Annotated in this window: 19 protein-coding genes; 18 read left to right on the top strand and 1 reads right to left on the bottom strand. The window is 46.8% G+C overall.

Annotated features, from left to right (window positions below):
• Window positions 1-8: 8 nt before the first annotated feature.
• Window positions 9-935 (top strand): aldo/keto reductase, encoded by a 927-nt coding sequence (locus tag OB236_RS37755; RefSeq protein ID WP_076228587.1) that lies wholly within the window; start codon window positions 9-11, stop codon window positions 933-935.
• Between the two features lie 262 nt (window positions 936-1,197).
• Entirely contained in the window at window positions 1,198-2,166 is a 969-nt protein-coding gene (locus tag OB236_RS37750) for a helix-turn-helix transcriptional regulator (RefSeq protein WP_262688635.1), read from the top strand.
• A 12-nt stretch (window positions 2,167-2,178) separates the two neighbouring features.
• Here OB236_RS37750 and OB236_RS37745 read toward each other — a convergent pair whose 3' ends face one another.
• The gene (locus tag OB236_RS37745) at window positions 2,179-2,679 is read right to left on the bottom strand and encodes a GyrI-like domain-containing protein (protein WP_262688634.1); all 501 of its coding nucleotides are present in this window, start codon (window positions 2,677-2,679) and stop codon (window positions 2,179-2,181) included.
• Between the two features lie 249 nt (window positions 2,680-2,928).
• Here OB236_RS37745 and OB236_RS37740 point away from each other — a divergent pair, with 249 nt between their 5' ends.
• From OB236_RS37740 to OB236_RS37665, 16 genes are all read left to right on the top strand, one after another.
• Window positions 2,929-4,503 carry a response regulator transcription factor gene (locus tag OB236_RS37740; RefSeq protein ID WP_262688633.1) on the top strand — a complete coding sequence of 525 codons (1,575 nt, stop codon included), beginning with the start codon at window positions 2,929-2,931 and terminating at the stop codon, window positions 4,501-4,503.
• A gap of 35 nt (window positions 4,504-4,538) precedes the next feature.
• Complete coding sequence (locus OB236_RS37735) at window positions 4,539-6,317, top strand: cache domain-containing sensor histidine kinase (RefSeq protein WP_262688632.1); 1,779 nt, start codon at window positions 4,539-4,541, stop codon at window positions 6,315-6,317.
• Between the two features lie 147 nt (window positions 6,318-6,464).
• Window positions 6,465-7,427: an ABC transporter permease gene (locus OB236_RS37730; RefSeq protein ID WP_262688631.1), complete on the top strand. Its 963-nt coding sequence runs from the start codon at window positions 6,465-6,467 to the stop codon at window positions 7,425-7,427.
• Window positions 7,421-8,281 carry a carbohydrate ABC transporter permease gene (locus OB236_RS37725; protein WP_076228592.1) on the top strand — a complete coding sequence of 287 codons (861 nt, stop codon included), beginning with the start codon at window positions 7,421-7,423 and terminating at the stop codon, window positions 8,279-8,281. The genes OB236_RS37730 and OB236_RS37725 overlap by 7 nt, the downstream gene beginning before the upstream one ends.
• A gap of 109 nt (window positions 8,282-8,390) precedes the next feature.
• Window positions 8,391-9,956 carry a type 2 periplasmic-binding domain-containing protein gene (locus tag OB236_RS37720; protein ID WP_262688630.1) on the top strand — a complete coding sequence of 522 codons (1,566 nt, stop codon included), beginning with the start codon at window positions 8,391-8,393 and terminating at the stop codon, window positions 9,954-9,956.
• A 112-nt stretch (window positions 9,957-10,068) separates the two neighbouring features.
• Entirely contained in the window at window positions 10,069-10,917 is an 849-nt protein-coding gene (locus tag OB236_RS37715) for a phytanoyl-CoA dioxygenase family protein (RefSeq protein WP_262688629.1), read from the top strand.
• 17 nt (window positions 10,918-10,934) lie between these two features.
• A complete protein-coding gene (locus OB236_RS37710; RefSeq protein ID WP_262688628.1) occupies window positions 10,935-11,699 on the top strand; it encodes an SDR family NAD(P)-dependent oxidoreductase in 765 nt (254 codons plus the stop codon).
• A 19-nt stretch (window positions 11,700-11,718) separates the two neighbouring features.
• Complete coding sequence (locus OB236_RS37705; RefSeq protein ID WP_262688627.1) at window positions 11,719-12,744, top strand: LacI family DNA-binding transcriptional regulator; 1,026 nt, start codon at window positions 11,719-11,721, stop codon at window positions 12,742-12,744.
• A gap of 44 nt (window positions 12,745-12,788) precedes the next feature.
• On the top strand, window positions 12,789-13,967 hold the full coding sequence (locus OB236_RS37700) for an FAD-dependent monooxygenase (protein ID WP_262688626.1): 1,179 nt from the start codon (window positions 12,789-12,791) through the stop codon (window positions 13,965-13,967).
• Window positions 13,968-13,988: 21 nt separating this feature from the next.
• Complete coding sequence (locus OB236_RS37695) at window positions 13,989-15,200, top strand: MFS transporter (RefSeq protein WP_262688625.1); 1,212 nt, start codon at window positions 13,989-13,991, stop codon at window positions 15,198-15,200.
• A 53-nt stretch (window positions 15,201-15,253) separates the two neighbouring features.
• Window positions 15,254-15,445 carry a YqaE/Pmp3 family membrane protein gene (locus tag OB236_RS37690; RefSeq protein WP_262688624.1) on the top strand — a complete coding sequence of 64 codons (192 nt, stop codon included), beginning with the start codon at window positions 15,254-15,256 and terminating at the stop codon, window positions 15,443-15,445.
• A gap of 48 nt (window positions 15,446-15,493) precedes the next feature.
• A complete protein-coding gene (locus OB236_RS37685; protein ID WP_262688623.1) occupies window positions 15,494-16,174 on the top strand; it encodes a class I SAM-dependent methyltransferase in 681 nt (226 codons plus the stop codon).
• Window positions 16,175-16,347: 173 nt separating this feature from the next.
• Window positions 16,348-16,926 carry a sigma-70 family RNA polymerase sigma factor gene (locus OB236_RS37680; protein WP_076228601.1) on the top strand — a complete coding sequence of 193 codons (579 nt, stop codon included), beginning with the start codon at window positions 16,348-16,350 and terminating at the stop codon, window positions 16,924-16,926.
• Window positions 16,916-17,920, top strand: coding sequence for a hypothetical protein (locus tag OB236_RS37675; RefSeq protein WP_262688622.1), 1,005 nt, complete (start codon window positions 16,916-16,918; stop codon window positions 17,918-17,920). Before OB236_RS37680 ends, OB236_RS37675 begins: the two co-directional genes overlap by 11 nt.
• Before the next feature lie 146 nt (window positions 17,921-18,066).
• Complete coding sequence (locus tag OB236_RS37670) at window positions 18,067-18,684, top strand: superoxide dismutase family protein (protein ID WP_262688621.1); 618 nt, start codon at window positions 18,067-18,069, stop codon at window positions 18,682-18,684.
• Window positions 18,685-18,821: 137 nt separating this feature from the next.
• Window positions 18,822-19,898 (top strand): DUF3900 domain-containing protein, encoded by a 1,077-nt coding sequence (locus OB236_RS37665; protein ID WP_262688620.1) that lies wholly within the window; start codon window positions 18,822-18,824, stop codon window positions 19,896-19,898.
• The last annotated feature ends 61 nt before the right edge of the window (window positions 19,899-19,959 follow it).

Below are 19,959 nucleotides of genomic sequence, written 5' to 3'. Positions count from 1 at the left end.
ATAAAACAATGAAAACTATAGCAATCGCTGGATTGGAAAAGCCGGTTACGAACTTGATCCAAGGCTCTGATTTTTTTACCCATGAGGTTTATGATAAAGTGTGCAGCGTGCTTGATAATTATTTGGAAATCGGTGGAAATACGATCGATACCGCTTTTATTTACCGCGGTGGACAAAGCGAAGAAACCATTGGTCGCTGGATGACAGAACGTAATAATCGCGATCAGGTTGTGATATTGACGAAGGGTGCGCACCATAATGCCGATGGTCCCCGTGTGACTCCACAGGCTATTGCTGCGGATTTAAAAATAAGCCTGGACAGACTGCAAACAAGCTACACCGATTTGTATGCCTTGCACCGTGATGATACGAATATTCCGGTTAAAGTCATTATCGATGCGTTGAATGAGCATATCCAGGCAGGACGAATTCTCGCTATTGGTGCTTCTAACTGGACTCACCAACGCCTGCAGGAAGCCAACGATTATGCAACAGCCAATGGATTGGTCGGTTTTTCCTTTAGCAGTCCCAATTTGAGTCTTGCCAAGCCAAATGAGCCACGTTGGGCAGGATGTGTTTCAGCGGATGTTCTGGATTGCGCTTGGCACGAAAAGACTCAATTGCCTTTATTGTCATGGTCTTCACAGGCAGGCGGATTTTTTACTGGAAATTTTGCACCCGACAAATTGGACAATGCCGAAATGGTTCGCGTATATTATAGCGCTGCGAACTGGGAGCGTCTGCGTCGTGCTGCTGAATTGGCTGAACAAAAAGGCTTTAGCACGATTCAGATTTCACTGGCCTATGTATTGAATCAAAAGTTCCCTACGGCTGCGTTGATCGGAGCACAGAACCAGGTTGAGCTGGAGTCCTGCGTGGAAGGTGCGCAGATTCAGTTAACAGAGGACGAAGTACATTGGCTGGAAAACATATAAGCAGCGAGCAGAAAATGAATTGTGTATGACAACTTTGATTTCCTGGTGCTGAGACCATACTTTCGGAGCACGCACGTTCATAACTTATGCCATCGTAACTCCTGTAGCAGAAAAACCTGCTGCTGGGGCTACGATGGCATTTTTGCATGTTAATGGATTTCAAGCTGCTGCTAGAGGTTCCATAATCATTATTAAGTATGACAATAAATGTCATAGATATATGATATAATCAGAGAAAAATGTCATCGGTGGTGGTGAGTGAGTGGCCAAGTCCAAACGTGTGATTGAGCTTATGATAGCCATTAATCAACGCAAGAAATTTACGGCTCGTGAGCTGGCGGATGAGTTCGAGGTGTCAATCAGGACGATTATGCGTGATCTGCAAGTATTAAGTGAGCTTGGTGTTCCACTCTATACAGAGTATGGACCTCATGGCGGGTATCGAGTGCTGAGGGAACGTCAGCTTCCGCCCATTACATTCTCCGAGCAGGAGGCGGTGGCGATCTTTTTTGCCTATCAATCGCTGCAGCATTATGGAGCCTTGCCATTTGCTGAGGAGTCCATCACGGCTCTAAATAAATTTTATTATTATTTACCCGACGATACCAAAAGCAAAATTGATAAAATGAAGCAGAGAGTCGTATTTTGGACACCCAAACGCCAGGCTCCGACTCCGTATCTGCAAGCTCTGCTTGATGCCGCGTTACAGCAGCAGCCGATGCAGATCGTGTATGATTCCAAGGATGGGGCCAATCAGCGTACCATTCAACCCATCGGGGTATATTCCTATAATGGGTATTGGTATTGTCCGGGCTATTGCTTCTGGAAAGAGCGTTATTTGCTGTTTCGGATTGATCGTGTGCTTTCGGCTGAGGCGGCAACTGACGGACACAGAACGGTAGATTTGAGTGGATTTTCCATTATGGATTGGTTTAAACCACCTGAGGAACAGCCTGTTATAACTGAGGAGCATATTCAGATTGAAGCCGTCTTAACAAGCGATGGTGTACGCAGGTGTCAGTGGGAGGCGTGGAACCATACGGATATGGAGGTTCATGAGGATGGAACAGGCACCGTGCGAATGTTTATCAGGCCTAACGAGGTTGATTATTTTGCCTCCTATTTTCTTGGGTTCGGGCCAGAGGTTAAAGTGAACCAGCCTGCACAATTGGTAGAGCTCATGCAAACCTTGGTAGTCAGGATGGCGCAATTGTATGCGCCACCCAAATAGACTCAGCTCCTGTTATTGACTCACGACAGGGATGTAAATATCAAATTCGTTATCCGCTCTTTCATTGCCCGTGTAGCGGCTGTCATAATATTCTAATTCGGGAGCCTGTGCACGCACATAGGTTTCATTACTGGCAAGCCATTCAGAGATTACTTTATAGGTCGCACCCAAATCGGAGATAGGACCGGTATGAGTGAAGATCGCGTACGTTTGCGGTTTAAGAAATATTTTACACATTGATTCAGGTACGGGGTTATCCAGTTGTGCTTCCGCAAGCACTGCGGCTGTCACATATTCGAAAGGGTTGCCTGGTTGTACATCATAGCAAACGCCTATTGTTACTTCATGTTGACCTTGAATTTCGCCGATCCGACTCATAAACAAGCTCCACTGATCAACGATCGATGGAATACCCCCTTCACTAAATACATGGGTTTGACGCAGGCCGATGGCATGATAAGCGGGCTTACTCTCAATAACGGGATTCAATGATGGCTTAAATGTGGGCTGCATAATGCAACATCCTCTCTTAAATTAGATAATGAACAAACTCATGACCGTTGTTCATTTGTTTGGCTTACGACCTAACAATAACATTCAAGCATGACAGTTCTTGTCATAGTCTTTTGCGATATTGGTACTTTTTAACCGTTTTTATGTATAGGAGCACTCACATTCGTATGCTATGATGAAGCATACGATATGGAAGCGTTTGCATAATTGTGTTCTCAATTTTTAAAGGTTTCTAAAGGAGGGATTCATATGCAAGAAAGTCCTTTAACCGTTCTGGTGGTAGACGATGAGCTGCCGCTTCGTGAAGAGCTGCGACTATTTCCTTGGTCATCCTGCCATGCTGAGCTCGTTGGTGAGGCTGAAAATGGGGAAGAGGCCTTGGAACTGTGCCGCAAGCTGGTGCCTGATGTGGTGATTACCGATATCACAATGCCCATGATGGATGGAATCGAGTTGTTCCGATCATTAAAAAAAGAATTTCCGCTGACGCAGGTCATTTTACTTACTTGTCATAGTGATTTTGAGTATGCGCGTGATGCCTTGCGACTGGGTGCGCTTGAATATTTGATCAAGGTTTCTCTGCTCGATTCCGATCTGGAGCAAGCCTTGGACAAGGCACGGACTACCATTCAGCGAGAGCACAGTCACAAGCGAAGTGAGCTCGATAAGCAGCGCTGGCAGTTGGTCAAAATCTGGAATCGATATGCAAACGAGCAGCTATCCATAGCTGCCGTACCTGTGGAGGTCATGGATGAGCTAAGGCACGTTTTGAAGGAGTGGCAGCTGCATTTCCCGATACACTTTACGAGGCTGCATATTCATGCCAAAGCAGAGGATGAGATGTATGTGCATCATGAGCTGCAAGCGATATTCAGTGAGTGGGAGCAGAGCTCGAAGGTATTGAGCCGTTGGGTTCAGCTCGATAAATCTGACTATGTGATATTCAGTACTCGGCCAATTGAACATGCACCTTCAAGACGTGAGCAGGCTGGATGGATGATGAATAGCTTGCAAACTGCCCTGGAGCAGCGATTGTCGTTTTTGAGCGAGGCAGTCCGTCTGTATGCGACCTTAAGCGAGGAAGTCCCTAATGAATCTGTGATGTTCCAAGCATTGCGGCAATCGGCGATTGCTCCTGAAGCGCCTTTTTATGATCATTCGGGAACCATTTATGATCATACGCTGCTGCCTAAGCCAGTCGCAGGTTCCATGGAGGATCAGATCAAACAGGTATATGCGGAGCAATTCCGATTGGCATTAGCAAAGTCCCAGGAACATCTGGCCCGGTATATCCGAGAAGAGTTTACAGTCTGGGCTTGCTCCAAACGGCCCAATCCTGATGAGTTAAAAGTATGGCTGTTGTCCAAACATAAAGAGTTGTTCAAGGATGGCGACTATATGGCAGAGGATAAAAGCAGGCAAAGGCTGAGTGAGGCGAGGACACTAACAGAGCTGACTACAGCATTCACCCGCGAGCTGGAAGCGGGTGTAGGGTTGAAGAGCAAATGCCGTAAGGAGGTACAGCATGCCAAGCAACTGATTGCCGAGCAGCTGATGGAGCCGATTACCCTCACTTCAATCGCGGAGTCTGTTGGACTTAGCTCGTATTATCTGAGTCGATTGTTCCGTGAGGAGGTCGGGGAATCCTTTAATGAATACGTGACAAGCTTGCGGATGGATAAAGCGATCCATTTGCTGCAAACGACGAATATGAAGGTATATGAGGTTGCGGAGCAGGTTGGGATACCGAGCTACCGATATTTTTCGGTATTATTCCGCAATCGAACTGGCGTAGCCCCGACAGATTTTAAGAAAAGCTATTAATCCATTTGACAATCATAGAAAAAAGGGGGAGCAGTATGCTAAGCCGGGTCAACCATTGGATGAGAAGTCGCAGCATGGTTTTCAAGCATTTTCTGTTTCTTTTTGCGGGAACCCTGGTACTGTTCGGGTTGCTGGCATGGAACAATCTGAAGGATGCCGAGCAATTGTTTCGCAAGCAGGTGCTCTCCGATGCCGCGGTCATTAACGACCGTACCAATTTGTATTTAGACGCTTATTTGGACAATGTGCAAAATATTTTATTGCTGCTATCGACGCGTGACGATCTTCTGGACGAGGGAATGGAGGAAGAAGCGGTTAAGGTGCTGCGTAAATACGCGGAGAAGAATAGCACGCTCTACAAAACCTTGTATATGGTACGCGCTGATGGCAAAGCGATGTCCAATACTCAGGTTTTTCTTGACATCATCGGCAATCCGCATCTGGCTAAGCTGTACGAGATGTCCAAGTCAAGCTACGGTGTTATGATTACCGAGCCCTATCAATCGCCTTTATCAGGAAAGACGGTAGCGTTTGTGCTGCCGATCAGCTCCAAGAACGACGATGCAATCAAAGGGATTGCGGTGGTCGAAATTGATCTTGTGCGTTTGACCAATATGCTCGCACAGTTCATGAATACACGCAACCAAACCTTCTCCATTGTAACGAACAAGGGTAACGTCATTAATACTTTCGATACAACCTGGCCGCTGGATTATTATAAGCTGCTGCCTTATAACACGAGTGTATTTCCACCTGAGCTGAATCAGCACTTTGTTAACGAGATTCAAGAGCTACCGATTGGCATCACTGAAATTCATGGCTCCACAAACAAGTTGATTGCAGTGAAATCGGGGATGAATAAGCTGGGCTGGTATTTTATTGCTTTTATTGAGGACAGCTATTTTTACCAAAATATCATTATTCTTTATGACAATTACAAAACGGCTGCAGTAATTTGGGTACTGATCCTGTTAATCAGCTCCTATATGATGAGTCGTTATATAACCTATCCGGTTCGTACTTTAGTGGCCAAGATGGACAGGGTGCGCGATATGGAGGTGCTGCCTTCGATCTCTATGACCCGAGAGGACGAAATCGGCAAGCTGGCCAAGAGTTATAATGCCATGATGGAGCGGATTCATAACCTGCTCGTGGAAACGAAGGAAATGGAAATGCGCAAAAATCAGTATGAGCTGAAAATGCTGCAAAGCCAGATTGCCCCGCATTTTTTGTATAATACGTTAGCTTGTATAAGCAGTTTGGCCAAGCAGCAAAAGATCGAGGCTGTGCGTGAAACGATTCGTGCGCTTGTCGGTTTGTTGTCGTTCAGCTTTGATAAGAGTGGGGAATTCGTGACACTGGAGGAGGAGCTTGAGGGCCTGCGGATGTACGCCTATATCCAAACTGTACGCTATGGAGAGAAGTTTGTGTTGACGATTGACGCCGCGCCAGAGACGCTCACCTGCAGAATTCTCAAGCTGACGCTTCAGCCATTGGTCGAAAATGCGATATTCCACGGTTTGGCCCCTCAGAAGGTCCAGGGCCACATTCACATACGAACCTGCATACGCCGCAAAAAGCTTTGTGTCGTTATTCGCGATAATGGGCTGGGTATGGACTCCGAGCAGCTCAGCAGCATCTTCAGTGAGCGCCGGAAAGCACCCAGCAAGCATCGGTTTACAGGGATCGGGATCATGAATGTTCAAGAGCGAATCCGGCTTCACTTTGGCACTGAATTCGGATTGCGGATAGCCAGCAGACCCCAGGTAGGGACCTTGATTAGAATAGAGCTTCCGAATGTGTCACAGGAATAAAAGCGTTTGCAAAAATTCGAACACTTTCGCACGATCACTGTATATTTCCTGAAGAAAGCGCTTGCTATAATACAACTATAGAAAGAGTGCTTATAGAGCCTGGAACCACGCTCTAGCAGCAAATGAAGCTTTCAGGGGGATGTCATTATGGATCAGTTGACCGTGGGGAATGTGGTTGATGCCAAATCAAAGCAGGCCAAGGGCAGGCTGCTGGGCAAGAACATTTGGGCTTTTCGCGCCTTTTATATGATGCTGCTGCCAGGTGTGCTGTACTATATTTTATTCCGATATGTACCGATGTATGGCGTTATTATCGCATTCAAGGATTTCAATTTATTGGAGGGGATTGTAAGCAGCCCATGGGCAGATCCCTGGTACAAGCATTTTCAAATCTTTTTCAATTCACCTTATTTCACGCAGCTGATGGTCAATACCTCATTGATCTCGCTTTACAAGCTTGTATTCGGTATGGTTCCACCGATTATGCTGGCGCTGATGCTGAATGAATGCCGTGTCAAATGGTTCAAAACGATCATTCAAACGCTGACCTATATGCCTCATTTTCTATCCTGGGTGATCATATACGGGATTCTGATTGCATTGCTATCGCAAAACTCTGGGTTGTTTAACCGTTGGCTTGAAGAAAGTGGCGCACACTCCATCGGATTTATGACCTCACTCGATTACTTCCGTGCTATTCTCGTCGGTTCGGAAATATGGAAGGATCTGGGGTGGGGAGCAATTATTTATTTGGCGGCAATGACGGCAATCGATCCTACGCTGTATGAGGCTGCTCGTGTAGACGGATCAGGACGTTTGCGGATGATATGGCATATTACACTTCCAGGTATTCGTAATGTCATTGTGCTGCTGCTCATTCTGAAGCTGGGTCATATTATGGATGCGGGCTTCGATCAAATTTATATTTTGTATAACATTCAAGTATATCAAGTCGCCGATATTCTCGATACCTGGGTATTCCGCACTGGTCTGCAGCAGTTGAATTTCAGTCTTGGGGCAGCCGTGGGCCTGTTTAAATCAGCGATTGGACTTGTTCTGGTCATGGGAGCCAATCATTTATCGAAGAAATGGGGTGATGGCATATGGTAAAAAGCATGGAGGATCGTTTCATTAATGGAATCGTTTTTGTGATACTGGGCTTGGCTGGGTTGGCGGCGATTTTCCCGCTGATGTATGTCGTAACCGTATCGATCACACCGTTCACCGAGGTATTAAAAAATGGCGGCTTCATTCTGATCCCCAAGTCGATCACATTCAGCGCTTATCATAAGCTGTTTACTGAATCCAATATTCCCAATGCCTTTTGGGTAACGGTATTGATTACTGTGGTCGGAACGATTGTCAATCTGATCTTGACAGCTTTAATGGCATATCCGCTCAGCCGTAAGGCGCTTCCGGGGCGAAATATATTTTTAATGATGGTCGTATTCACGATGCTGTTCAGTGGCGGGATAATTCCTACGTATCTGATTGTGAAATCACTGGGTTTGATCGATTCGATTTGGTCGATGATTCTTCCTAATGCGGTATGGAGCTTTAATGTGCTTATTATGAAAAGCTTTTTTGAAAACCTGCCGGAGGAGCTGTTCGAATCGGCCCGAATGGATGGTGCCAAGGAATTCAGAATTCTCATGCAAATTGTGATTCCGTTGTCAGTACCTTCACTATTGACGATAGGATTGTTTTATATGGTTGGGCATTGGAATGAATTTTTCCAGGCCGTCATGTATGTAACCGATCGTACGTTGTTCCCGCTGCAAGTCGTAATCAGGGAAATCCTGATGCTCACCCAGCAGCCGATGGAAAATGCGGAGAACATGATGCCGACCGAAACGATTCAGATGGCTTCAGTTGTGATGGCGAGCTTGCCGATTATTATTATCTATCCCTTTATTCAAAAGCATTTTACGAACGGGATGCTGCTCGGCTCTGTGAAAGGTTGAACGACGGTTCGTCCGCTCCGGACTGCAGCTGGGGCCGCTACCGCTTCAATATAGATGCATTACAGATCCATACAGATCATCAACCATGAAAGAAAGAAGGGGTTAGTCTATGAGCCAAAAGAAAACAATGGTCGTTTCGCTGGCGTTCCTGATGATGGGTGGAACCCTATTATCGGGCTGCGGAGGCGGTGCGGCCAAACCTGAAGCGGCTGCTCCCAAAAATGAATCAGCACCGACACCCGCAGCAGCACCAGCAACTGCTCCAGCAGCAAGTGCCAAGAAGATCAAAATTGACATCATAGAGACAGGTAACGGTCTACCTTCACCGGATCAGGATATTATTAAACAAGAGATTGATAAGGCTATAAACACGGATTTGAATTTGACCGTATACGCTTCAGGGGATGATTACAAAAATCAGCTGAATGTGCGTATGGCTTCAGCCAACTTTCCCGATTTGTTCTCTGTGGATCGTCAGCAGTTGAAGCAATTTTCGGAGCAAGGTCTGCTGCTTGATCTGACCCCGTACATGGATAAGCTCAAGCCCGTTAAAGATTTCATCGGTGAAGAAAGCTTGAAGAAGGGAACGATGAACGGCAAGGTATTTGCTGTCGCCAAAACGCCGACTATTCCCTACGATACGTACTTCATCCGCAAGGATTGGCTCGATAAGCTGGGCATGCAGGTACCGAAAACGACTGATGAATTGCTGGAAGTAGCGAAAGCTTTTGCGGATAAGGACCCTGATGGCAATGGTAAAAAGGACACCTTCGGTATTACCGGCGGCAAATTATCGGCTTTCAACACCGTATTTGGTGCTTATGGGATCGGATATTCAGCTAACACTCCAAGTCTTTATGTGAAGGATAACAAGCTGATTAATGCGCTGTATGATCCGAGTATGAAGGATGCACTTGGTTTTATCAAAAAGCTGACGGATGCGGGAGCGGTTGATCCCGAATTGCTGGCGAACAGTGGCTTGCAGCATCAGCAGAAAGCCATCAAGGGACAGGCGGGCATCATTTATATCGATTGGCCGAATATGACGAAGGATCAATTTGTAGAACAGATCAAAGCTGTCAATGCCAATGCCAATTGGGTGCAAATGGATGCAGTTAAAGGACCAGGCGGGCAAAATGCAAGCTCATGGGATATTGGGGTTACAGCCGGATTATACGCAATTCCCAAATCGCTGGAGAAAAATCCGGAAAAGCTGCAAAGGGTGTTTGACCTGCTGAATTATGTTTCCGGTAAAGAAGGCTCCCCGCTCGTTCAATATGGTGTGAAAGGCAAGCATTATAATCTGGAGGGAACCAAAGTCGTAGCCACTGATTTGATGGGTAAGGAAGGCGGATATTTCTGGCTGTATCAGTTTACCGGCCGTCCTGAGATGGATTACCTGCAGGTCAAGTTTGCCAAACAAACACCTTTCATTGAGTTTGCCAACAAGCAGCCGCGTATCCAGGCTCTGAATGGTTTTGTTGATATCCCTGCTGGTTATAACGCTGCGGATGCGGGTCGCTATATTGAGGAGGAGCTATCGAAATTTATATATGGCAAACGTCCTCTCACCGAGTACGACAGCTTCCTTAAAACTCTGGAAACTTCAATGAATTATAAAGCATACATGGATGCTGCACAAAAGCAGCTAAAGGAATTGGGATATTTGAAGTAGCTGTATCAGTAACTTTTGACTGTCGATAGGTCTGGGAGGTTAACCTCCCTTATCTTTATCCTTAATATTTACACGAGTAAATTATATAACAAACCCTAAGGAGTGTTTAAACATGGACTCAACGCAATCTGCCAAAACCGCACAATGGAACCTACCCGAGCTGATGAAGCAATTTGATGAGCAGGGGTATCTGCTGCTCCCTAACGTGATTTCACAGGAAAAGGTCGATCGCCTGAACGCAGCTATTGACGAAGTCGTTTCCAAGGAGCCGGATACGCTGGCTTATAACATATACAATAGCGTGGAGCGTCATGAAGAAATTGCTTCACTAATCGATGAACCGTCGATATTGCCCTTGATCGTGAATCTACTGGGCTATAACATTCAATTGCACATTTCTCATCTGACGATCCGCAAGCCGAACCCTAATAACGCAGCCACAGAAACGCACAGCTTTATTAATTGGCATCAGGATGGTCCCCATCCACAGTTTCCACGGATCAATGGGATTACACCGACGTATTATATCAAAACATGCTACATTCTGAGCGACATGTCAGAGCCGAATCGCGGCAATACGAAGATTATTCCCGGTTCACACAACCGACCGTACCAGCCGGATACGCACAATGTGACCGATGATTTGCCCGGAGAAATGCAGGTATGCGGCAAGCCTGGAGATGTGTTCGTGTTTGCCCAAAATTTGTGGCATGCAGGAGCACCGAATCATTCAGAGTTTACACGAAGACAGCTGTTTCTGGGATACAGTCCAATCTGGATGCGTCCTATCGATTATCGGACAGCAACCGAAGAACAATTAAAGAATGCGAGCCCTGTTCGCAAGCAACTGCTTGGTGTCATCGATGAGAATCCATTTAAAAATTACGTTCCGTCGGAATCTATGGTACCATTGAAGCAATTGTATATGGGTGATGCTGGTAGAGGCGGATATGCCCATTAGGGATGGAGGAGACATCTATGAATAATAAGGTGCCTGGTAAGCTTGAAGGCAAGTTGGCGGTAGTCACAGGAGCTTCCCGAGGATTGGGCAGATGGATCGCAGTCGAGCTGGCAGGTCATGGCGCATCAGTTGCGGTCAATTTCGCTAGTAGTGTCGCAGATGCGGACGAAACGGTACGTCTCATTACAGAAGCGGGTGGCACGGCAAAAGCCATTCGTGCCGATATTACGCAGGAATCAGAGGTTGAGCGTCTTATTGAGGATTCGGTTCGGTGGTTTGGTCGTTCTGTCGATGTATTAGTCAATAATGCTACAGGGCCGCAGCCGATGTTATCAATCGAGGAAAGCAGTTGGCAAATCTATACGGATCAATTGGAGTTTTTCGTGAAAGCGCCTCTCTTACTGACCAAGGCGGTCTTAGCAGGAATGAAGTCACAGGGCTCAGGAAGCATTGTCAACATTGGCAGTGAGGTTGCACAGCTTGGCAACGCGAATTTCTCAAGTTATGTGACGGCCAAGGCTGCCATGATCGGCATGACACGTTCATGGGCTAACGAGCTGGCTCCATATGGAATTCGGGTGAACCTGGTTGCTCCGGGCTGGATTCCTGTAGAGCGACATAAGGATTCCGATACGGACGGGTATCAGAAGCAGGTACCCCTCGGGCATATGGGGGAGCCGCTTGATATTGCTGCCGCTGTATCGTTTTTGGCTTCTCAGGAAGCCAAATTTATTACCGGACAATGCTTGTCTGTTAACGGAGGCAACACGTTCGGAATTTAGCAGTCAGGTGGTTCACAATATGGTATCAAGACAAGATGTAGCCGACCGCGCGGGAGTATCCGCAGCGGTCGTTTCTTACGTATTGAACAATCGAAATATTGTTAAGGAAACGACCAGGCAAAAAGTATTGGAGGCCGTGCTTGAGCTGAATTACAAGCCTAATCTGTTAGCACGCAGTCTGAAAACCAAGAAATCAAAGCAAATCGTTGTACTTGTTCAATTTCTCGGCAATCCCTTTGAGGCTGGCATTTTACTGCGTATTGAATCTGTAGCAAAGGAAAACGGATATTTTGTTTTTTTCCAGACATATGAGGAAACGCGGGAAGAGCAGCTGCAGGAGCTGTACATGGGGCGGGTGGATGGAATTCTATTGCTCGGGCAATCGCTGAAAGAGAGCACGATTGAGCATTTTAGTGCTATGGGAATCCCTATTGTCTCAATAATGGAGCCTGCAAAAAGGCTTCAACTGGACGGTGTTGTCGATATTGATTGGATCGATGCTATGAGGCAGCTGGTTCGGCATCTGAAGCAATATGGACACGAACGGATCGCTTTTATGAGCGGAGGCAGCGGTAACCATCATTATGAGTGCAGATTTCGATCCTTTTTGGAGGCGCTCACCATCGAGGGAATGCTGTTTCACTCCGGAGACAAGTTGGAGGATCCAGGGCGTTTCGAGTCGGCACACGCACAGATGAAGCAGCGATTGGAACAGACCGAGGGCAGACTCCCTTTCCAAGCGCTAATATGCGCTAACGATTTGATGGCTGCCGGCAGCCTGGCTGCTTGTCGCGAGCTCGGTATCGAGGTGCCAGGCACATTATCGATAGCAGGCTGTGAGGATATTTTGATGTCCTCACAGACGTATCCTCCGTTAACGGTGATCCATTTTCCCAGACCGGAGGCGGCTGAGCAGGCAACTTATCAGCTGCTGTCCAGGATGGAGGGAAGAGAACCACCATCTGAAACCGAACGAATGCTGGTGGGTGCACTCGTAATTCGCGATTCAACGGGCAGACGTTTGCAGAATACTGTGGTAGAATGAATGGAAATATGACAGAGAGTGATACCTATTCAGGAGGATCAGCCATGAAAGCTGGCAATTCCAAGCCAAGAAGAGCGATGGTTATAGGGGCTGGCATCGGCGGATTATGTACAGCTATTGCTTTAAGGAACGAGGGCTGGCAGGTAACTCTGTATGAGCGATCACCAGGGATACCTCAGGTTGGCGCCGGAATTGTATTGGCAGCTAATGCAATGAAGGCGCTCAGCAAGCTGGGGGCAGCTGATCAGGTTCAGGCACAGGGAGCTCCTATTGGAAAAGCGGAGATTCGCACCTGGGATGGAAAGCTGCTGGTCGATTTGCCTACCACTCAACAAGCCATAAAATATGGGACGTCCAGCTACATCATTCATCGGGTTACTCTGCAATCCATTTTATTAGATGTTTTGGGTGCAACGGCAGATGTGCAATTTAACAAAAAACTTGTCGGCTGGACACAGGATCAGGATCGGGTAACGGCGACTTTTGAAGATGGATGTACAGGAATAGGCGAGCTCTTGATAGGTGCTGATGGCATACGTTCCAAGGTGAAAAGACAATTCCCTGAATCCTCACCGCTTCGTTATTCCGGATTCACGGCGCTACGTGGCATTTCCGTGTTCGAGGATCAGCGCTACCCGTTAGACATTGGCGGTGGTTTTGAAGCCTGGGGGTACGGCAAGCGGTTTGGCTTTACGCATCTTGGTAACGGACGCATCTACTGGTTTGCAGCGATCAATTCCAGTGAAGGTATTCCACATCCGGCAGCAGAACGAAAGCAGCTGGCACTTTCGACATTTTGCGGCTGGTATCAACCAATCGAGTCCGTTATTGCTGCAGCTGAGGAGGATTCTATTCTTTCTCACGATATTTATGATTGCAGCCCTATAGGACGATGGACAGAGGGAAGAGTTGCTTTACTCGGTGATGCGGCACATCCGATGCTGCCTAATTTAGGTCAAGGCGGTGCTCAGGCTATGGAGGATGCGTTAGTGCTGGCACAATGCTTGCAATCCGTGGACACTGACATTCCTGCAGCTCTTCAGCAATATGAACAACGTCGCCTTGCACGCGCAACCAAGGTGGTGCGTCAATCGCGACTCATGGCAAAAGTCGTTCAAACGGAAATTCCAGCAGCGATCTTTGTAAGAAACCGACTGCTGCGTATGATTCCACCCAGCATGCATGTCAAACGATTTGACTGGCTGGTCGGATATGAGGTTTAGAGAAAAAGGAGAGTACCAACTGTGGCAAAAGCACAAAATCAATCAGCACCAATCCAGACTACCGTATTTCCGATTTTATTCGCGATCAGTATTGTTCATTTATTGAACGATACGATGCAATCCAGTGTATCCGCGTTATTCCCGATTCTAAAGGATTCCTTGCAGCTCAGCTACACGCAAATCGGGATGATTGCACTGGCAATGAATGTGACCGCTTCGCTCATTCAACCGCTTGTCGGTTATTATGCCGACATTCGGCCGCGTCCTTATATTTTACCTATAGGCGTATGTTTTACCTTAGTAGGAGTAGTTGGTTTGGCACTGGCACCTTACTATGCAATTATCTTATTTGCCGTAATAGCCATGGGGATTGGTTCCGCTATATTTCACCCCGAATCCTCAAGGGTAGCTTATTTGGCTGCAGGAGCTAGAAGAGGACTGGCGCAGTCGATTTTTCAGGTTGGCGGCAATATCGGGAGCGCATTGGGTCCCATTATGACGGCTGTCGTATTTGTTTCCATCGGTCAATTCGGTGTGATCTGGCTAACCTTTGCAGCCATCATTGCGATCATTATTCAATTTAATGTGGCTCGATGGTACAGTCGACAGGACATTCGTCCGAGACCCAAAGCCAAAACAGTCACGACTGGAAGCAGCAAGGCAGGCTTGACACCTGCACAAATTTCTTGGGCAATCGTCATTCTTGTGTTCCTCGTATTCACCAAGCATGTGTATATGTCGGGTATTACCAGCTACTATACCTTTTTCTTAATTGAGGATTATGGGGTTACCGTGAGCAATGCCCAATGGTTTTTATTTGCTTTTCTAGTCGCTTCAGCAGCGGGGACCTTCATTGGCGGACCGCTTGCAGACCGTTACGGTCGTCGCAATATTATTTGGTTCTCGATATTTGGAACAGCTCCGTTTTCGATTATGCTGCCATATGCGAATCTGTTCTGGTCAGGTGTATTGTGTGTATGCGCCGGTTTTGTACTCTCTTCGGCATTTTCGATTATTGTCGTCTATGCGCAGGAACTGCTGCCCGGTAAAGTAGGTCTGATCTCAGGTTTGTTCTTCGGTCTGGCATTTGGTATCGGTGGACTTGGATCGGCGGCATTAGGCTGGGTTGCGGATGCTACAAGTATTTCCTTTATCATGAAGCTGGTTGCTTATTTACCTCTGTTAGGCATTTTGGCTATTTTACTACCAAAGGATAAAAAAGTGCTTGCATAAGCTTCAGGAATGCGTTGAAATAGAGGTATATCCGAATAAGGAGAGGATGAGCCATGTATTTATTAGCCATTCTGCTGCCACCGCTCGCGGTGCTGCTCTGCGGTAAGCCATTTCAGGCATTGATAAATCTAATATTGACTTTATGCTTCTGGCTTCCTGGAGTCATTCATGCCATCATGGTAGTCAGTGAAGCTAAAAGCAATAAAAGAATGGAACAATTAGCAAGATCGATGAAAAATAAATAACCGAACTAAGCTTTCTACGAAAACTCTCGGAATCGGGCTGATATACGAATGAACCCTCGCGAGCTGTACGGTGATATCGATATTTATTTGTTCGATCAGCTGTTAAAGGGTCGAATTGTGAAAGGCATGCGGATCCTGGATGCAGGCTGTGGCTCTGGACGTAATCTGGTTTATTTTCTGCGCAACGGGTTCGAGGTGTATGCCATTGACCACTCGGAGGAAGCGATAGCAGATGTACGCAGGCTTGGGGCTGAGCTGGCTGCGGACTGGTCGGATGAATATGCCCAGGTCCAATCTATCGATAAAATAAGCTTTCTCAATGAAAGCTTTGATGTCGTGATCAGTAATGCCGTGCTGCACTTTGCTGATCATGATGCGCATTTCCAGCGTATGCTGTATGAGCTGTGGAGGGTGCTTCGTCCAGGGGGCCTGCTGTTTGTCAGATTGGCTTCGTCCATTGGTATTGAAGACAAGGTGATACCGCTTGGACAGCATCGTTACCGATTGCCTGACCGGAGCATACGTTTTCTTGTGGACGAAGAGCGGTTGTTAAAGATGACCGAGAAGCTGCAAGGTATTTTGCTAGAACCGCTCAAAACCGTCAATGTTGCAAATCAGCGCTGTATGACGACCTGGGTAATGAAAAAGCCGCACATTTTATTTTTCGATCCGATTGAGGAGATGCAGCATGAGCAGGATACATCTCCGGAGCCCACTTCTTTTTCATGACAGACCCTTTTATTGTATAACTCATAAGAACCACGAGGCTGCCATGGCAGCCTTTTTTGTATGATTAGGAAGCAACTCGGCAAAAAAACTCGAATAAAAAAGCCATTAGTGAACTTTAATCAGGCGACGAACCAATATAGGGTGATTTATTAAGATAGGAGGCTAGCCGCCCTATGACAGACCAAGAAATGTACCCATTGCTCCTCCGGATGAGCAGTGGCGACAAAGAAGCCTTTCGCACTGTGTATGAGCTTACTCAGCATTCGGTTTATCGTACCGTGTACTTTTTGCTCAACAATAAGCAGGATGCTGGTGATGTCACAAGCGAGGTTTACATGGAGCTGCTGAAGTCCATCCCGAATTATGATGCCCGACAGTCCTTCCACCGCTGGCTGAACGGTCTCGCTGTTCGGCAAGTGAACAACTGGAACAGGAAGCTGTGGCGCCGTTACCGCTTGTTCAACCGCAATAAAGAGTTGAGACGGGAAGAAACAGCAATCCGGACAGAAGAGCAGGTACTTCATAATGAGACGAGCGAAGAGCTGTTGGCACAAGTTTTACAACTGTCTTACAAGCTCCGAAGTGTAATTATCCTACGGTATTACGATGATTACAGTCTGGAGGAAATCGCTCGGGTTCTGGATATTCCGCTCAGTACCGTCAAGTCGAGGTTACGCCTTGGTTTAGAAAAGCTTCGTAAAAACACGGATCTAGCACTGTCCGTCAAGGAGGAGACCATTCATGTCCATTGAACAACGTTTGACAGACGAACTGAAGCGCCAAGGCAAGTCCATTCAATGCCCCGCCGCAGTCGGTATTCGAACCGAGCAGCTGTTTGATCAAAGATTTGCCGGCAAGCACTCCAAGGGCAATGGAACTTCGGTATTTGCCCGACCAAGACGCTATTCTCAAGCTGTTATGATTGCACTGTGTTTACTGCTATTCTCGGGAATTGCTTATGCGTCAACCCTGCTTTATCAATTAAATGACGGAACCTTCAGCTTTCAGGTTTCTTCGAATACACAGAAGACCCTTGATGCTCAGCAGACAAAAGCCGTACGGGAGCGCATCAATCAGGTTCGACAACAATTGGAATCTGGTGAATCTGCTGTGGTCTATGTGCCTGAGTTGAATAAGATTAAGCTGCCACCGCTTGTCAAGGTCAATCAGCCGCAAAGCTATACGAATATAGAAGTCTGGCAAAAGCAGCTTGTCGGCGGTCCGGGTTTGTACAAATTACCGGATAAGCTTCCAGAGGGCTTTGCATATACTGAAGGGAGAACAGTACTCCCTATCGGAGCTATCGACGTAGATACATTACGCGACAATCTGGAGACGTTGAAGAAACAATCCAAGGATGGCGCTGCAGGAATTGCCTGGAAAAAGCTTACTGCGGTCAGAACTCACGCACAAAGCTTTGGCGCGCAAGAAATTCCCAACTTGATTTATCAAAATACTAAAGGGGATCAAATCCAGATTTATTATCAGCTTATTCCTGATGGTGAAAAGGAGAAAACGGTACAAGCGCATATAACGGGCATTGAGCAAGTGGAAAAAATAAACCTGAAAGGCAAAGAGGCCTACTATTCGGTTAACAACCATGCGTTTCTGAGTCCATCTAACCAGTCCCAGGCACTCACTTGGATCGGACAGGAAAACGGCCAAATCATGCTTTATTCTGTCATTAGTGAATCGGTGGGTGTGAGCAAGCAGGATTTGGTATTTACAGCGGAACATATGAAATGATTGACTAGATGTGTGTGGTCATCTCATGGAGGTTTTTGTCGAATATAACAGGTTCGGAAGAAATTTTGTGACAAAATAAGTTTAATTTCCTCTCAATAGGCCAACAATGACTAAGGAACTTTGATTGAACCTTTGGAGGGAATCACATGAGTAGAAATAGAAACAGGGGATTTGCGTTATTAAGCTGTATCGTGCTCTTGTCAGGCTGTGAATGGAGTAACCAGCCGACTTTGGCTGAACGTACACCGCAGCATGGTCATCAGGTAGAAAGTGCAGCTGTCTCAACAGCAACCGAAATGGCCAAGGATTCAGGACCGATGATCAAGCGGATTGACATCATCAACAGCAAGGGGATCAAGACGGGAACTGCCGTGTTATCCTCCATTCCAGAGGGGGTCAAGATGCAGGTCGAGGTTACAGGAATAGCGCCTGGCAAGCATGGCATTCACATCCATCAGTACGGCGTGTGCACAGGTCCGGATTTCAAGACAGCTGGAGAGCATTTGAATCCAGAAGGCAAGAAGCATGGCTTCAATAATCCTCAGGGACCACACGCTGGCGATCTTTTGAATCTGGAGGTTGGCGCTGATGGAAAAGGTCGTGCGGAGCTCGTCAACAAGATGGTAACGCTCGATAAGGATAAAGCCAATTCCTTGTTGAAGCAGGGTGGTACGTCTTTGGTCATCCATGAAGCGGAAGATGATTATATGACCGATCCTTCAGGTAACTCCGGCGCTCGTATTGCTTGCGGTGTTATCCTGTAATTTGTTTTGGGAATTGTGAAGGATTGCTGCATCCCTTAAACCTGTGTTAAGATGTTTAAACCCGCCTTCGGGGCTTTAAGAAGCCCCTAGTGGTGGGTTTTTATTTGGACATTTATCCTCTTAAGGGAGCTGCAGGAATGAAGTTTGACATCGAATGTATATCTTTTTTTGTGATTCAGATCGAGGGGGAAGAAGAGCAGGGCGGTAAACGATATAAGCATTATCAGACGCTCGACGGAGACGATTATGCAGATAGTGAGCTCAGCTCCTTTCTAGGTGGAGAATTCTCCAAAATTGCCAAGCGTCACGCTGAACGTAACCCGAAAGCCGAGCAGGTGCCTACAAAAATCGGTCGATTCGCTGTGGAGCCGGGCTATGATCTGGACAGCAATCCTAACTATAATTTATTTGCGCGGTTGCGTATGGCGGATACGATGGATACCTATGTCGAGCATGCCGAAGCTTTGGTGCAGGCCTATATGGATACGAGTGCAATCCGTGGTGGAGCGATGTTCGTTGCTCGTGCCAAGCTGAGTCAATTGTTCGACGAACCGTTTATATTTGTATTGAAGTGTGATTTTGAACAAAAAATCGCCCGGATCACGGATGAAAGAAGCTTGCTTAACAAGGTTGAGATGGCGATCAATGCCAAAAATATGAAGTCGATCATGTACCCGCACATGCCGGAGGAAGGAATGCTGGAGCCGTGGGAGCTGAAGATCCATCAATCCTCACATGCCCGATATTTCGAGGACTTCCTGAAATATGTGGAATATGAGAAATCGCAGCCGGAAATATTGAATGAACAGGTGCTTGGCTTTGTTCACCAATATATCGAGCAGGTATATGAGGACAATGAGGAGGCACGTGAGAAAGAGACACAGGAGATGGAAGTATGGGCTTACAGCGAGAAGCGTGAGCTACAGGAGAAATGGTCACACGAACAAGTAATGGAGGCGTCCTCGGTATTGGTTGAACAGCAGCCGGAGCTGGAGATGAAGCTGAAGCTTGGCAATATGACGGTTCGAGCGTTATTGGCCGATTTTGGCGACCGTCTGCATATTGCGAAGCTGGGGGATCGTTACGTAGTTGTGTTGGAGGGCGAGGGTCTGATGTTCGACAAAGGTATTTTGCCTGTTGAGCTGCTGCAGCCGGAGCCGTTGGAGCAAATTGTGGATCGGATCAAGAGCAAGGCAGAGGAAGAAGCTGGTTAGTTATTATAGCAAATCATGTAGAAAAAGGAACAAGCGTTAAGAGCAGCCTGTTCCTTTTATA

It is taken from the genome of Paenibacillus baimaensis (assembly GCF_025567575.1).
Note: the sequence above shows the minus strand (reverse complement) of the source record. Positions and strands in the feature narration are given on the sequence as shown.